Annotated in this window: 18 protein-coding genes; 2 read left to right on the top strand and 16 right to left on the bottom strand. The window is 52.9% G+C overall.

What is annotated here, in order from left to right; translation table 11 throughout:
• Positions 1-2: 2 nt before the first annotated feature.
• Genes PXC00_RS02835 through PXC00_RS02820 form a run of 4 tightly spaced genes read right to left on the bottom strand, consistent with a single transcriptional unit; the run spans position 3 to position 4584 of the window.
• Positions 3-1184 (bottom strand): glycoside hydrolase family 25 protein, encoded by a 1182-nt coding sequence (locus PXC00_RS02835; RefSeq protein ID WP_316935073.1) that lies wholly within the window; start codon positions 1182-1184, stop codon positions 3-5.
• A gap of 10 nt (positions 1185-1194) precedes the next feature.
• Complete coding sequence (locus tag PXC00_RS02830; RefSeq protein ID WP_275847115.1) at positions 1195-1509, bottom strand: hypothetical protein; 315 nt, start codon at positions 1507-1509, stop codon at positions 1195-1197.
• A 2-nt stretch (positions 1510-1511) separates the two neighbouring features.
• Positions 1512-3425 (bottom strand): hypothetical protein, encoded by a 1914-nt coding sequence (locus PXC00_RS02825; protein ID WP_316935072.1) that lies wholly within the window; start codon positions 3423-3425, stop codon positions 1512-1514.
• A complete protein-coding gene (locus tag PXC00_RS02820; protein WP_316935071.1) occupies positions 3412-4584 on the bottom strand; it encodes a baseplate J/gp47 family protein in 1173 nt (390 codons plus the stop codon). Before PXC00_RS02820 ends, PXC00_RS02825 begins: the two co-directional genes overlap by 14 nt.
• Positions 4585-4730: 146 nt before the next feature.
• Here PXC00_RS02820 and PXC00_RS02815 point away from each other — a divergent pair, with 146 nt between their 5' ends.
• Together PXC00_RS02815 and PXC00_RS02810 are read left to right on the top strand one after the other, a co-directional pair.
• On the top strand, positions 4731-4985 hold the full coding sequence (locus PXC00_RS02815) for a type II toxin-antitoxin system Phd/YefM family antitoxin (RefSeq protein WP_275847094.1): 255 nt from the start codon (positions 4731-4733) through the stop codon (positions 4983-4985).
• The gene (locus PXC00_RS02810; RefSeq protein ID WP_316935070.1) at positions 4978-5238 is read left to right on the top strand and encodes a Txe/YoeB family addiction module toxin; all 261 of its coding nucleotides are present in this window, start codon (positions 4978-4980) and stop codon (positions 5236-5238) included. The genes PXC00_RS02815 and PXC00_RS02810 overlap by 8 nt, the downstream gene beginning before the upstream one ends.
• Positions 5239-5266: 28 nt before the next feature.
• Here the strand turns inward: PXC00_RS02810 and PXC00_RS02805 are convergent, their stop codons facing one another.
• The 12 genes from PXC00_RS02805 to PXC00_RS02750 form a co-directional block, all read right to left on the bottom strand.
• Entirely contained in the window at positions 5267-5614 is a 348-nt protein-coding gene (locus PXC00_RS02805) for a hypothetical protein (protein WP_316935069.1), read from the bottom strand.
• Positions 5611-6048: a hypothetical protein gene (locus PXC00_RS02800; RefSeq protein ID WP_316935068.1), complete on the bottom strand. Its 438-nt coding sequence runs from the start codon at positions 6046-6048 to the stop codon at positions 5611-5613. The genes PXC00_RS02805 and PXC00_RS02800 overlap by 4 nt, the downstream gene beginning before the upstream one ends.
• Entirely contained in the window at positions 6048-6446 is a 399-nt protein-coding gene (locus tag PXC00_RS02795) for a hypothetical protein (protein WP_316935067.1), read from the bottom strand. Before PXC00_RS02795 ends, PXC00_RS02800 begins: the two co-directional genes overlap by 1 nt.
• A gap of 59 nt (positions 6447-6505) precedes the next feature.
• Positions 6506-6745, bottom strand: a complete 240-nt coding sequence (locus PXC00_RS02790; RefSeq protein ID WP_316935066.1) for a hypothetical protein — start codon at positions 6743-6745, stop codon at positions 6506-6508.
• A 246-nt stretch (positions 6746-6991) separates the two neighbouring features.
• Positions 6992-7228 (bottom strand): hypothetical protein, encoded by a 237-nt coding sequence (locus tag PXC00_RS02785; protein WP_316935065.1) that lies wholly within the window; start codon positions 7226-7228, stop codon positions 6992-6994.
• 2 nt (positions 7229-7230) lie between these two features.
• Positions 7231-7623: a hypothetical protein gene (locus PXC00_RS02780; protein WP_275846950.1), complete on the bottom strand. Its 393-nt coding sequence runs from the start codon at positions 7621-7623 to the stop codon at positions 7231-7233.
• Position 7624: 1 nt separating this feature from the next.
• On the bottom strand, positions 7625-8239 hold the full coding sequence (locus tag PXC00_RS02775; protein WP_316935064.1) for a hypothetical protein: 615 nt from the start codon (positions 8237-8239) through the stop codon (positions 7625-7627).
• 105 nt (positions 8240-8344) lie between these two features.
• Entirely contained in the window at positions 8345-8659 is a 315-nt protein-coding gene (locus tag PXC00_RS02770) for a YjcQ family protein (protein WP_275847160.1), read from the bottom strand.
• A gap of 188 nt (positions 8660-8847) precedes the next feature.
• Positions 8848-10440 carry a phage minor head protein gene (locus PXC00_RS02765; protein ID WP_316935063.1) on the bottom strand — a complete coding sequence of 531 codons (1593 nt, stop codon included), beginning with the start codon at positions 10438-10440 and terminating at the stop codon, positions 8848-8850.
• Complete coding sequence (locus PXC00_RS02760; protein WP_316935062.1) at positions 10370-11881, bottom strand: phage portal protein; 1512 nt, start codon at positions 11879-11881, stop codon at positions 10370-10372. The genes PXC00_RS02765 and PXC00_RS02760 overlap by 71 nt, the downstream gene beginning before the upstream one ends.
• 11 nt (positions 11882-11892) lie before the next feature.
• The gene (locus PXC00_RS02755; RefSeq protein ID WP_316935061.1) at positions 11893-13116 is read right to left on the bottom strand and encodes a PBSX family phage terminase large subunit; all 1224 of its coding nucleotides are present in this window, start codon (positions 13114-13116) and stop codon (positions 11893-11895) included.
• Positions 13103-13603 (bottom strand): terminase small subunit, encoded by a 501-nt coding sequence (locus tag PXC00_RS02750; protein ID WP_316935060.1) that lies wholly within the window; start codon positions 13601-13603, stop codon positions 13103-13105. The genes PXC00_RS02755 and PXC00_RS02750 overlap by 14 nt, the downstream gene beginning before the upstream one ends.
• Positions 13604-13681 lie beyond the last annotated feature (78 nt).

Raw genomic sequence — 13681 nt, 5'->3', positions numbered from 1 at the left:
AATTACACCACCTTGAACTCGAATCGTTTCACCGGACTTCCCTCTTCTTTAATTTCCGTATAGATTCCAGTGACACCCGACCGAACTGCCACAATCGGGCACAGCCACTTGCCTGCACCGTTGGCGTACACCCCGGCAATTGTGACAATTCCGCCGGTGCCGGCCGTGACAACCGGCTTCATGGCACAGGTTAGGCCGACCGTGTAGCACTCCCCCACCTTGCGGGACAGATTAACAGTCGTATCGCTGCCGCAAGCTGTTGCCACCCGCACAACCATCGTGGACGGCTTGTGCCCATTGATGTAAATCCCGGTTTCTGCGCCCACCTTGCCGGTGGCAGTCAGTTTGTAATAATACGCGCTGCCGTTGCGACTCTGGTATGTAATGTCCACCACGCCGCCGGTGCCGGCTGTTACGCTGGGCAGCCCGGCAGGGCAGGTGATTTTCGCGGTATAGGACTGTCCGTGCATAATAGATACAGCAGTCGTCGTATCGCTCGTAAACGCCGCATTGGACGGCGCAAGTGCCGGCAGCATCTTCACCGCAGACGTGCCACTTTCCTGTAGTGCGTAATTTTTGTAGGACACGTTCAGGTCACACCCTTTCCCCGGGATATTTGCTCCTGGCCAGCTGCCATTGAGTTCGCCAAACTCCGACTGCCAGATGTCGCAAGATTTGTCTGGGGCAGAAACGCCGGGCCTTGCGTACCAAAAAGCATAAGCTTTCAACTGCGCCGGATCGATACGATTCTCATACCAGTCTTTATTAACATAATATCCAGCCTTGTACCCGGCCTTTTGAAGCCCGTCACACACAGTCTTGATGATTGCCGTATTGGTTGCCTTGGATGGAATGCCGCCATTGCGCGCCTTGTATCCGTCTGCATCTTCCATATCGACAAACGCCGGATACTGTGGATGGTGGCCGCGCAGCAACCGAAGCATATGCTGCAACTCACCTTGTGCACCAGACACGGTCCGCGCATAGCTGTATAAATAAGCGCCCCAGGGAATCCCAAGGCGCTCACACTCACTGACGTTACGGGCAAATTGCACATCGTCCTGCTTCGTGCTGTCGCCGCCGTACCCCATCTGGAGGATGGCAAACTGCAGCCCGGCAGCTTTGGCCTTCTGCCAATCCACACGGCCGTTGCAATGGCTTACATCAATTCCTTTCAGGCTCATGTTTTCCTCCTTACTTCGACAGCGAAATGCTGTACAAGAGGCCATTGGTCCGTATGGTCGCCGTAATACTCATAACAGATTTGTACACACCGCCCGCAAAAATCTGGTTTTTGCAATCTGCGTCGCTGAAAATGTTGACGTCGGCCAAACCTGCTTCTGTAATCCGCTTGGAATACTCCTCGACTTTATTTTCTGTACTGTCCGTGTCAATCTGCATCAGCAGCTGTTCCACACGTTCCTCTGTCATGGTCTGGATACTGTCGGACACCTGCGTTGCCTCAATTACTGCACCGTCTGCAAATTTCACATACTTCATTTCTGCCATAATTATTCATTCTCCTTTGCAAGTTGATTGAGCATATCCAGTTCCTTTTTATCGATAATCCGTAGTGCCCATTCGGTCGGGACATTGTTGCGGAATACCCTGCTTTCTCCGTGCTTCTGGTATTTTTTGTTCCAGAAATACACATTGGCAAGGATTCTCGCCTTGTGCATCTCGCAAATGTACGTTGCCCGGTGGTTCATGGTACCGAATTCCTGATAATTGTAGGCACTGCACCAGGCGCAGCCCTGCGCAATCGGACAATTAAAGCACTCATCTGTGCTCTGACTGCGGCGGGTCACGCACTTCATGCAGTGGACGCAGCCGCACTGGTCAGGCGTCGCCATGATACCGTCATGCACATTGCCAATCACTACCGGCGGCACATCCTCCCCCAAACTGGATTCCATGTACCGTAGGCATGGAAAAATATCTCCTTTGTAGTCCACTGCAATCATGTACCCTGTGCCACCACACCAGTTTTCGTTGTCGTCCGATTTCATTTTGTGCCCGATAAACTCCTCGAAAATAGACAGATAAATTTCATCTTCCAGGCTATTTTCAAGCAAATAATCTGCAAGTTCTTTCAGCTGTTGGTACAGGATTTTGGCATGCTCCTGCGTCCAGCCTTTTTCGTATACACAATTTAAAAAAATCTGGTTGTAATCAAGCGCAATCAGATTTTTTACCGCGTCGCAGGTATAGCGGATGTTGCCCGGAGCCAGCGTCATTTTGCTGCCCATATCGCCGTGAAGCTTGGTGCGGAAATGCTGCACCGCCTTGATAGCCTTGTCATAGCTGCCGGAGCCGTCCGGAAACACGCGGCAGGAATCATGCAGCTGCTTGTTGCCGTCAATGCTCACCGAAAAAGACAAGTGATATGCGCCGTTGAGCGTCCAGACGGGGTTTGTAATTTTTCGAATTATTTTTGTTTGTACGGAAACAATTTGGTTGCTGTGTACTGCAGTATCCTTCGGCGTGCTCCGGAACGCTGTCTTTGAAAAACTATGCCACATGGGAACCGCGGTGAGCGCGGCAGAAAATCTGCTCTGCGAAGAAAATGCGGAACAGACAAAATCGGGCGCCGCCTGCACTTTCTGTGTACTGCGGCTGACATTCTGAATCGGATTGCTGAAAGCAGGAATTTTCTGGCAGTTGTATACGCGCAGCTTACTCGCCCGCAGCGCTAAAAGAAGCAGATTCCGTGATTGACACCCCACCTTTGCCGAAACGCCGGGATGATATGAGAGCAGGCTGGAAACCTGCATTTGTGCCAAAAGAAAATGCTCCCGCACTTCTTGATTTAGTACCCAGGAGCCGTCCAGACGCCGCATTCCGTTTAAGTACACAGGGTTCAAATGCCAGATGTTTACCTTGCTTTTGATACGCAGACGAACTGGCCGAAAGCAGACGGCAAAAAAGCTGCTGCCGGGGAACGGAATCACCGTGACAAAGTCCACACCTGCGGGCAGCAGTTGATTCAGCACTCGCTTCATTTCTTCTGTTGGCAGTGGGCAGTTCTCCAGAACTTCCTCGTTGCGCACACGCAGCACGGCTTTATGCGGATAACTGTTATCGTATACATAGAAGTCACTTGCCCCGCAGTTTAAAACATTTCGGACGCCGCCGGTAACACTTTCCCAAGTGCCGATGCCGCGGTTTCGCGCCATCTTCTGCTGAATCAGCACCCGGTACAAAGTATCGTCAGCGCTGCCGCGTGGCTGCCCGACTTCCGCGCCGTACAAATCCAAGGTTTTTCCGATTGCCTGCTGCAGATTCTGCGCCTGTAACACCGCCTGTATATCCGCCCGCAGAGCGTCTACAGCCTCCGCGTGCAGCGCAAGCAGTTTGTAATTATTTCCCCCAAAATCCTTGCGATAAGCATCCGGCAGGGCACGCACCAGTTTATCCGTCGGCATAGGCTTTCACCTCCACCGTGACATTGTCTTCCGGTAGCACTGCTGCCTGTGTCGGCGTGCAGAGCAGGTTGGTCGTCTGATAGGTGTTGCCATCCGCTGACAGCTGCAGTAGCGCCACATCCCGAACGCCAGGGATACCGGTTATCGGGCTGTACAGCCGTGTCAGAATTACGTCGTCACCATTGCCAAGCTCACCAACAGCAGTTGAGAGCGCTGCTTTCAGCTGTGCCTCACCATCTGCCGGGAAATTATCGTCTGTCAGTACGGACACTTTTGCATAAATCACTAGATTGGACACATGGGTAAAGCAAATGGACTGTGGATATCCGCTGTCGTCCTTAATAGACACCTCGGTGGCGCCATATGCCCGAATACCTACCGGCTTTGCTCGAAAAATCGCCGCGGCAATTGCATCGTCCAAAGAATCCGGTGCAAAGACGATACTCTCAAAGCAGCCCGGCGGCCGGCCGGAAGCGTCCGCTGCTTCACTTGCGTTCTCAATCACGGTGCAACTGCGAACGCCTGTCACCCGCAGCACCGCCGCACGAATGGCGTCAGCCGTGGTACTGCCGGAGCCAAGCAGCGCCGCGTGGTAGCGTGCCCGCAGTTCAGGGTCGGTTTCCTCCTCCTGCCCCGCCAAAATCAGCGCGACGTGCTGCACACTCTCCACATCAGCATCTGGATTCACAATCTCAGTGATTGCTCCAACCGGCACGTTGCCGGCTTTTCCAGTCTCCGAGGCATACACAGTCACAGATGCTTTCCCCGAATCATCCAGAGAAGCGCTGTCCTCTGTGTGAAACTCCACGCCGTTGCCGGAAACTAAGAAGCCGGCGGGAATTGTGTAACCCGGCGTGCCGGTAAACTCCACCTGCTGTTCTGCTGCTGTCGCGGGGTTGCGAAAGATTCCCGCCGTGGCCGCCACGCGGTTCAGGCTGTTCGCACGTGCGGTATTCGGAAAAATGCTGTTGTACACATTTTCCAGTTCCTCATACGCTTCTGCAAGGTCCTGCACGCCCAGCCGGATAAACTTGCCAAGCGGCGTTTTTTCATCGGTTTCGATATTGTCCCCGAACAGAACCTTTGCCCTGGAAATCTGCTGCGTCAACAAATCCGCATAAAGCGGCCGCTGAAACCCTTTTTCTGTGAGTGCCGCCATGGCATCACCCCTTTCTGAAAATGGACAGAAAAAATTCCCGACTGTTTCAGGCGGGAACACATAGACTATACCGTACGGAATTGCGAATTTCTTCTTGACATACGCAAAAGCGTACGTTATAATAAATTTACAAAGGAGGGGACGATATGGAAAACATCAACGTCACCAATGCGCGGAAAGATTTATATCAGCTCATCAACCGCACACAGGAAACACACGAGCCGGTGAAAATCACCGGCAAAACCGCCAATGCCGTCCTGCTTTCCGAAGAGGACTGGAATTCCATCGTGGAAACCCTGTATCTTTCCGATATTCCCGGCATGACAGACAGCATCCTTGCTGGAAAGAACGAACCGCTGGACGTGGGCACCAACGCGGAGGACCTGAACTGGGATGTATAAAGTCATATTAGCCAAACAGGCAGTCAAGGACTTCGAAAAGCTGAAAGCCGCACATCTGCTGCCAAAAGCAAAAGCGCTGGTAGAAATTCTGGCACAAAACCCATACCAAAATCCGCCGCCGTATGAAAAACTGGTAGGCAACCTAAAGGGCATTTACTCCCGCAGAATCAACATTCAGCACCGGTTGATTTACAACATTCTGGAAGAACAAAAAACCGTTCATATTCTGCGGATGTGGACGCATTACGAATAGCCGTCCCCTCCCTGCCGGAGGGGATTTTTTAATATCGTGTATCACCTGTAACCGTCCCGCTGCTGCAAGTCGCCGAAAAGCGAATGCGCAATTTGCGGTCTGCCGTCAATTCGTGTTCAAAGGAATCCAGTAAGAAACTTTCGTCCACCTGCCGCAAGCCCTCCAGCAGTTCACCGCGAATTGCTTCGTAATCTACCTGCTTTCCGCGCAAAGCGTGGAAGTCAATGCCCTCATCCGGATTCAACGCCCACTCGCCTTTGTTGGTACCCAAGACGGATTGGCAAGTCTGCCGGAGCAGTTCATTTCCGCCCGTCATCTGAATCCTGCCGTGTTCAATTTTTACATCACCGGTTTCGTCCAGCGCAAAGCCTTTCATACCAGCACCCCCACAACCAGTGAATCCTTCTGCTGATGATGCCCGAGCGCCGGTACCTCTGAACGTCCGCGCCGGGCAGCGGTAATATCCCGCTCACAGGTCACGCACAGTACCAGGTCACCGGCGCCGAGCGGTGCCATGGTAATATGTTTTTCTGCCGTCAGATTTCCGGTAATGCTGCCTTCGCTGCACCGCGCTTTGCAGTACGGCGGATTCATGTATCGTAGTTTGTACCGTGCGTTCCAAAGTACGGGAATGTTTTGCAGCAGTGGTTGCTTGACAGCTGCGCTGCCCATCGGTTTTGAGAGCGTCAGCGGCTGCACAGACGCCGTTCCGGCGGTCTCATTAAAACTTACCACCCGACCTAAAAAAGCCGTGTGCAGGCGTAGAAGCGCCTGTTCCAGTTGTGTGTTTCCAATGCTCAATTCCTGCATTAAATCACCGTCATTTCTGTGAGAAAATCTGTACCGTTAAAACTGTGCTGCCCCTCCAATACATGGAACGTACCGGTCACGTCCTTGCTTTTGAGATTCACCCGCGCGCCGGTCATACAGCGGTGCTCCAGCAGACTGGTAATCTTGTACCCCTTTCGGGTTTCTTTGATTTCCTGATTGTCTGCCGTCTCGCTGATTTCGTCCTCAAAATATTCCGGGCTGCCAATCAAACCGTGGTCTGTATCCATGTTAAACTGCAGGCCGGTATTGGCCGTACGCACGTCAATGGCATAAATGCTGCCGCGCTGAATGTAGGTGGACACACCGCAGATTTTTGCATACTGGTCGATACTGGACATCAACCCGCCATAATTGGCCTCCTTCTCAAATGGTATCAATCGTTCCGTTAATCTCTGTCACGCTCTGCTTCGTGTAATATCGCAGCAGGAACGTCACGTCAAAACCTTTTCGGTATTCGTACCAGCGTTTTAAAAGTGCCGCCGTTATCCGTGGATACCTGAATCTCGGTGCCGTTACTTTGCAGCTGCGGCGTTACGCCGTCCTTGCCGGCCTCGCCAGTGTCGCCTTTCGGGCCCTGCGGGCCGATCTGCTCATTGCTGACGCCCTGCTCCAGTTTATTCAGCCGGTCAGCAGTGATGATATCGCCATTCTTCCAATCCGTAGGTGTGTAAGCCATGATAAAAGTCCTCCTTTAATTAAACAGTAATCGTTGCACATACCAGCCCGTTCGGGTTCGGAAGAACCGGAATGAATAAGCCAGATGCTTTTGTCCATGTTGCGACCGGGTCTGCCGTTTTCCAGCGGGACAGAGTAATAAACTGCTTTGCAGACTTTTCGCTGTACGGACCACTAACTTCCTCCTCCGGCGTGACACCCCAAAGGCCGGTGCCAACGGTACCGTTGTTTTCGGGTGCAAAAAGTGTCAGCGCATTTTCCGCAAAGAAACGCTTGCTGGTACGTTTGCCGCTTCGGTATCAAAACCGTGCACCATCGCAAGCGTCGGCAGGTTCGGCTCATCCGCCAAGCGGAAATATTCCGCCTGCAGGTGTTCCGTTTTCACATCCGGAAACAGCGTGTCACCGGTGTAACTGCGGGCAACGCTGAAACTCTGCGAAAAATCCAGCAAATCCTTGTCTGTGATTGCTTCCATCAAATTCATAATTATTTCCCTCCAGTCGAACTGCTCCCGCTTGTAGTACCTCCTGAAGCAGTCATATCATCAAAATATAACCCCTGCGCCTGCAAAGCAGTAACAGCCGCCGCGCTGGGCACGGTCGGGAGCATATTCCCCAGCAGGTGGCCGGAGGTAATCATGGAACCAATGCGGTCCCCGTCTGTCACGTCCTCATCCTGCAGCAAAACGCCTTTGGCCGTCGCATCATTGGCGGGTAAAATCGTACCGCCCGCCACATACTTCCGGCTGCCGTCCTGTACACCGAGTGCCGCCGGTACCTGGCACGTTTTTGTAATCAGCCCAACTTCACCGCCAAGGAAGTTCGGGGCCATTGTGGTGGATTCAGAACTGAAATATCCACCGGTTGCTGTGTCTGCCATATTACTTGCCTCCTAAATGTAATTTCTGCGCATACCGCTGCGCCGCGCGAACGCCGAGTCCGGAAGCACCGGCAGTGCTACTGCTTCCCTCGCCGGGTGTACGGCCGTTTGCCTTAAAGAGTTTGTCAGTTAGCTCCTTATCGTGCTGTTTGAGCCATACGCTGACCGCCTTAATGCGCGTGTCAATGCCGCCCTGGTCCTGCGGTGCACCGCCAGTAATCAAATCCACCAGTTTCAGCGAATTTTCACTGCCATCGTCCAACCCTGCTTTTTTGAGTGCCTGCACAGTGTAGAAGCGGTTTTCTGACTCCCGAAGCTTGCTTTCCCGCTCAGTCAGTTCCTCGTCTTTCCGCTTCCGGTCATCTTCCCGCAGTTCCTCGTCAGACAGGTGCGCCCGGCGCAGCTTGTCTAATTCCTCCCGGAGTGTTTTGTTTTCCTCCGCGGACTGCCGCGCCAGTTTTTCCGCCGCGGTAAGGCGGGTACTGATAGCAGCGGAGTCGTCCTGCCCTTTACTGTCCGCAGGTTTATCCGTTTCTTTTGCCGCGGGCGGTGCCTGCTCCAAAGTGGCTGCGGGCTCTATTCCTGCCGCCTGTGCGGCCGCTGTTTCTTCTGCCATTAAAAACTACCTCCTTGTTAAAAATTTGCATGGCAAAGGAGCCTTTTAGCGTCTTGCTCAGGACGTTTTGGGTATAAAAATACCGCCGGGCTGCTGCCGGGCGGCTTACGGAATTATATCAGCGACACCCTTTGCAAGGTTTGCTGCTTTTTTCATCAAACTGTTTTCCTGCAGATATTCAAGACCTTTCAATGTAATTCGCGGGTTGGACACTGAAACGAGCACCTCATTATCCAAAGACCTCGAAACATGAACCCCTTTCACATAGCCCTCATCTGAAAGCATCTCCATCAGGTTGCACCACCGTGCTTCGCTGATTTTTAAACTTTCAGCTGAAATTGTGGAGGAATCGAATTCTTCTACATCCATGGCTTTTTCTAAGATGCGCAGGATTTTATAGAGAATACGAAAATTGTCCATTAGCATTCCTTTCTTACATCAGGGCTGCGTATTTTGCGTTTTCTTCCTTCCCAATTCTAAGGAATTCTTCAAAGGCTTTTTTAATCTCCGGCGGAGCCGACTCTATAATTCCCGGCTTATTCTTCGCGTAATATGGTCTGCACATCTCCGCCAAAATTTTTTCTCTATCTGTATATAGACGCATATTATCACTCCTTCAAAAGTTGCTTCACGCGGTATTCCGTATAGGGCTCCGCAAAATTGTCTCGCGAATACTCATTTGATGCGTACATACTAATCTCATCAATATTATAGCCTGATTCTTTCAGCTTTTCAAGCGCCTTGCGTGCTTTTTCATTGACGTATTCTATGTACTTTTGGTAATCGACTATTTCACCGTGTACTTTCCTATAAGCCTCGGCATCCTGCCAATGAATCAGTTCATGCAAGATGGTGCTGCATGGATTTTCAGGGCAAGCCATGCTTTTCTGAAGTTTCAACAGTGCCTCTGCGTCGCAGGTTTCTTCGGTCATATACAGTACATTTTTAACGGGACTATATGCCGCAACCGCCGTAGTCTGCATTTCCGCATTGGAAATCACATAAATGGGTGGCAATTTCGTTTGATTGGAAACACGCAGCGCTTTTGCCGCTTTCTCCGCATACCGGTCAAGCGTGTGCAGTTGCTTTGGCTTTAACTGAACTTCTTTAGAAAGGAATACTTCGTTGCGCGCAGAGGTGACTTGTTGTAAAGAAATCGTCCTTGCGCCGCGCCGCACATCCACTAAATTTTCTGTATCAACCGTAACGGGCCTGTACAATTGAACGCCGCTTTCCATGTTGTCCGACCGCTCACCCTCCGCATTCTCCAACTTTTTGAGGTTGTACTCCAAGAAGCACCGGCAGTTAATATCCTGCCCGGCGACGCCGCTCTGCCCCGGGGCTTTTGTGGTAACGCCGCCGCCCAAGTCAAAGGATTGGTCAACCGGAACCGTCACACCCTCCATCTTCTGATGGTTGTACGGCCCGCGAATGACGGTCACCCAATGCTTGCCGCGCCTGTAGCGGTGCTGCGGGCGCACACGTTCATCCAGCATCGTGCGCCAGGTCTTGGCCATGCCGTACCCGACCTGCTGTGCTGACTCGTGAACCTCCTCGGCAGCATCATGGAACCCGGCTTCCCGCACCCGGTGCGTTTCTGTGCGGACAATGCGCACTGCCTTTTGGTAGTCGCCATCCACTTCCCCCGCAACCCGCCGTGCCATGGTTGTGTAAGTGTCACCCTGTGTCAGCCCGATACCGATTTGCTGCTTGATGCCGTAAATTACATCCTGCCGGTGCTTCTGTAAGCGCGTGGTAAGTGTCAAACCGGAAATCGGGTTGTTTACCGCCTGCTTCACAACTTCCGGTGTAACACCGCGCAGACCTTGCAAAGCGGTATGTAACTGCTGACTGTCGGCAGACTGCTTCACCGCGTCTTGCATACCCTGCCAACACAGCGAGTAGGTATCTTCCACGACTTTCTGAATACTCTGCGCAGCCGGTTCGGTATGCTGCACCACTAACCTCTCCACATCCTCAAGGAAGCGGGCGAACTCGCCTTTCTGCTGCAAGATTGCATAATCCAGCTTGTCATCCTCCGCCAGCTTTTCATAGCGTTCCCCAAGGAAAGCACGCAGGTCTTTCAGCAGTGCGCGATAAGTACTCCGAATCTCCTGTTCGGAACCTTTCTCACGGTGTTCTGCGATCCGGCGTACCTGTGTCAGCAGGCGCTGTAGCTCGTCCGTTGTCGGCTGTGCCATCCTCTGTCACCTGCCCATCCTCTGCATCCAGCGGCAGAATGTCGTCTTTTTCCGCGTCAATTTCCTGCATGACCTCATCCACATCGTCAATCTCCGGGAATGCAAGACTGTACGCCACACGCTTCGGCAGACCGGCGGCAATCATCTGCTGCGCTGCCTGTGCTTCGCTCAGCAGATCCAGCGGGAAGTTCCGGCTGAATTTCAAGTCAACCTCCAACGGGTCCAGCGTAAGGTGCCGCTTTGCCCATGCCGTGGAGAGACAGCGGAACAGATACGTTGCCGCGCTCTGCATCTTTGCCTGAAACATCCCGCACTTGGTTTCCAAGCCGGTCAACCGAAATTTCAACGCAATGCCGGAGGCCGTGCCGAACGCCTCATCATTGAGGTTCGGCGTCTTGGAAAAACGGTAGATGTTGTCCTCCACACGGTCTAAGTGCTCCTTTGCCAGCGTATTGTCGCCATCTTTGGTCAGAAAGTAAACCTTGCCGCCATCCTTCGACCGCGTGATGATGGTGCCAGAATTCTGCGCGCGCTCAATGTCTTTGTCGTCTGCCTGCACGTTGTCCCAAACCATATAGGCGCTTGCAAAGCTCTCCACGTCATTACTCTGGTCGGAAAGGGAACGGTCGTAGTCGTCAATCAGCGGTAGAACCTTTTCGGCATCGCCCAGCATCTCCAGATTGTTCGGGACTCCTTGCAGCGGGCAGCGCTCAAACAGATTTGCCGCCTGCTTTGCTGGGAGTTCTGTTTCTTCCAGCGCGCCAAGCTGCCCCTCAAACACCTGCAGCGGGCCGGCACTGTAAAACTCTGCGTGCAGCTTTGTGCTGCCGTTCAAATCCGTGACCGGATAATACCAGACGGCGTAATCCGGCTGCGTCATGTCGCCGGTACGGGACAGAATCGCCGCTTGGAATGGCTTGACACACCGTACCCGTTCCTGCCCATCTGTGTCGTAGTACAGCAACCGACCGGCATAGCCACAGACCGTGGCAAACTTCGTCAGTTCCATATCCACATCGGGAAAATTGTTGAGCGCCACAAAGTCCGAAAGCGCCTTTGCGATTTCCTCAACCGCTTCTTCGCCGCCGGTGTCCTCTGTGCTGTCCTTGCTGCGGTTGTAGCTGTATGCAATGGGTTTTCCAGCAAAATATCCAATTTTAAAGTCGCAGATTTCCCCGAAAAAGTCGTTGCTGATACGGTTGTTGATGGCTGTTTCATCCTCTGCAAAGCGGGGCTGCCGGTTAAAAATCGGCACATGACCGTCCAGAACCTCGTATCTTCTGTACAAAGCAATCATGCGTTCCCGACAGTCTTTGTGCCGCTCAATAATCCGGCTCACCAGTTCCGGTGATGCCCCCCGCTCATCCAAGGCACGAATCTCTGCGCCAAAGTCCGGGTACAGTTCCAACTCTTTGCGCACCGGAATGTTCTTATGGTTCAAATTTTCTCACCTCACAATCTGCGACCGGTGCTGACACCGGCATCATCCAAAATGCCCTCCACTGCATAGCGAAGGGCATCCATTACATCATCATTCACTTTGACCGGCTCATCCGCGTTCTTCTTCCACACATACCCGTAAATTTCCTTGTCGAAACGCTCCGCTGCGTCCTTAACCACCAACAACCTGTGCTGCTTAAATAGACTGGCAACGTCTGCAATGCCGGAAATCACGCTTTTGCGTGCCTTAACAGCAAACAGCCCTGCGTCCCACATCTGTTCAATCAAATCCGGCCGGGCAGAATCACAATAGAACGTAATCTTGCCAAGCCGCTCCTGAATCCGCCCACCGATTTCAATCCACTGGGCAATGTGCCGGTGCTGCGTCGCCTTATCTTTGACCAGATAGCAGCAGCCGGTGTCGTCCATGCCTAATAGCACCATGGAACCGTAATGCTCCCAGCCGAAATCCACGCCGACCGCCCATTTCTGAATGCGGCTTTCCGGCACTTGTTCCGCCATGATGTAATGCACGCGGGCGTCAAAATCTGCGTACACCATACCGTCCGCGCTCACCCATGCACCGTTGATGTCCCGGTCATAGAACATACCGGACGGCGTGGAAGTCTTGATACTCTGGCGGTAGCGCTCGGAGAGGAATGTGTTATCATCCAACCGCCACGGGTATTCCACAATCGTTTTGCCATCCGCTTGATCGATATAGTCAGTCTTGAGCCAGTGGGACGGTGCCGCCGGGTTCGTGTCCATCAGGATGCGCGCACCCTCGCCGGAACAGCGGCTTTTGATTTCGTCAAAGACTTCCTCATTGGCAACGCAGGCTTCGTTAATGTACGCACCCCACGCGGTCATGCCGCGGATACGGCCCATGTCGTTAATCTTGCTGTGCCCGAAACAGCACACCTGCACACCGAACAGTGTGAAGCGGTTGTATTTATCGAAATGGAACTCGATGCCGTATTTGCCGGTCAACTCGTTCAAGATGTTCCGGTGAATGCTGCCAATGTCCGCCGCCGCAAGCACATACTGCGGATTGGAAACCCCGGCGGCCGTGGCGTTGGCACGCACCCGTTGCAGCTCATACAAGAATAGGTCATTGTCCAAAACCGTCTTGCCGGAACGCTTCGCGCCGTGATTGATCAGCATAAAATAATCCTGCGTCATTGCTCGGCGCAGGACTTCCACTTGCTTTGGATGATATAAATTATTCAGGCTCATGCTTCACGCTGTCCTCCAGTGCGGTTAAGTAATCGGCTAGGCGATCCTCGGTAGACTGACCGACTCCGGGACCATCGAACAGCCCTAGGTGTTTCCCCAGCAGTTCTAAGGCTTTGACCTTGTCGGCAAGCTTGACCTCCACACCTGCCTGCGTTTCCTTGATGCCGGTGACCGCAGCTTTCTGCTGGTCGCTCAAGTTCTCAGTCGGCTTCAGGACAACGCCGCCGGAGGACGTAATCTCGGCGTAATCCGTACCGCGGGCAAAGCCGATTGCAGCCAGTTCCTGCAGCACCCGGTCCTGCGTAATCTCCGTGCGGCGCTGTTGATCTCCCATCCGTTTTTGAATATATACCGAAACGTTAGTTTTCGTTAGCAGCTGACGCCCGAAGTTCGGGTCCTTGTATCCCGCTCGCCGCGCTGCTGCGGTCGCGTTGAGGTCTTTCAGATATTCATCGGCAAATCGTTTCTGCTTTTCTGTAATTGCCACTACGGACCACCACCCTGCAGGCGATTGCCCGGCGGCCAGACCTGTACCATGGTATCAGCTCCTTTTGGGTATAAAAAT

Origin of the sequence: Caproicibacterium argilliputei (genome assembly GCF_029211325.2) — a bacterium.
Lineage (GTDB): Bacteria > Bacillota > Clostridia > Oscillospirales > Acutalibacteraceae > Caproicibacterium > Caproicibacterium argilliputei.
This window is presented reverse-complemented; position numbering and strand designations above follow the sequence as displayed.

Excerpts from the sequence above, each read along its gene's own strand:
- PXC00_RS02790 (WP_316935066.1), bottom strand. The coding sequence starts at position 6,745 with ATGGCTTACACACCTACGGATTGGAAGAATGGCGATATCATCACTGCT.
- PXC00_RS02775 (WP_316935064.1), bottom strand. The coding sequence starts at position 8,239 with ATGGCAGAAGAAACAGCGGCCGCACAGGCGGCAGGAATAGAGCCCGCA.
- PXC00_RS02820 (WP_316935071.1), bottom strand. The coding sequence starts at position 4,584 with ATGGCGGCACTCACAGAAAAAGGGTTTCAGCGGCCGCTTTATGCGGAT.
- PXC00_RS02780 (WP_275846950.1), bottom strand. The coding sequence starts at position 7,623 with ATGGCAGACACAGCAACCGGTGGATATTTCAGTTCTGAATCCACCACA.
- PXC00_RS02835 (WP_316935073.1), bottom strand. The coding sequence starts at position 1,184 with ATGAGCCTGAAAGGAATTGATGTAAGCCATTGCAACGGCCGTGTGGAT.
- PXC00_RS02770 (WP_275847160.1), bottom strand. The coding sequence starts at position 8,659 with ATGGACAATTTTCGTATTCTCTATAAAATCCTGCGCATCTTAGAAAAA.
- PXC00_RS02805 (WP_316935069.1), bottom strand. The coding sequence starts at position 5,614 with ATGAAAGGCTTTGCGCTGGACGAAACCGGTGATGTAAAAATTGAACAC.
- PXC00_RS02825 (WP_316935072.1), bottom strand. The coding sequence starts at position 3,425 with ATGCCGACGGATAAACTGGTGCGTGCCCTGCCGGATGCTTATCGCAAG.
- PXC00_RS02830 (WP_275847115.1), bottom strand. The coding sequence starts at position 1,509 with ATGGCAGAAATGAAGTATGTGAAATTTGCAGACGGTGCAGTAATTGAG.
- PXC00_RS02785 (WP_316935065.1), bottom strand. The coding sequence starts at position 7,228 with ATGAATTTGATGGAAGCAATCACAGACAAGGATTTGCTGGATTTTTCG.
- PXC00_RS02815 (WP_275847094.1), top strand. The coding sequence starts at position 4,731 with ATGGAAAACATCAACGTCACCAATGCGCGGAAAGATTTATATCAGCTC.
- PXC00_RS02800 (WP_316935068.1), bottom strand. The coding sequence starts at position 6,048 with ATGCAGGAATTGAGCATTGGAAACACACAACTGGAACAGGCGCTTCTA.
- PXC00_RS02765 (WP_316935063.1), bottom strand. The coding sequence starts at position 10,440 with ATGGCACAGCCGACAACGGACGAGCTACAGCGCCTGCTGACACAGGTA.
- PXC00_RS02810 (WP_316935070.1), top strand. The coding sequence starts at position 4,978 with ATGTATAAAGTCATATTAGCCAAACAGGCAGTCAAGGACTTCGAAAAG.
- PXC00_RS02755 (WP_316935061.1), bottom strand. The coding sequence starts at position 13,116 with ATGAGCCTGAATAATTTATATCATCCAAAGCAAGTGGAAGTCCTGCGC.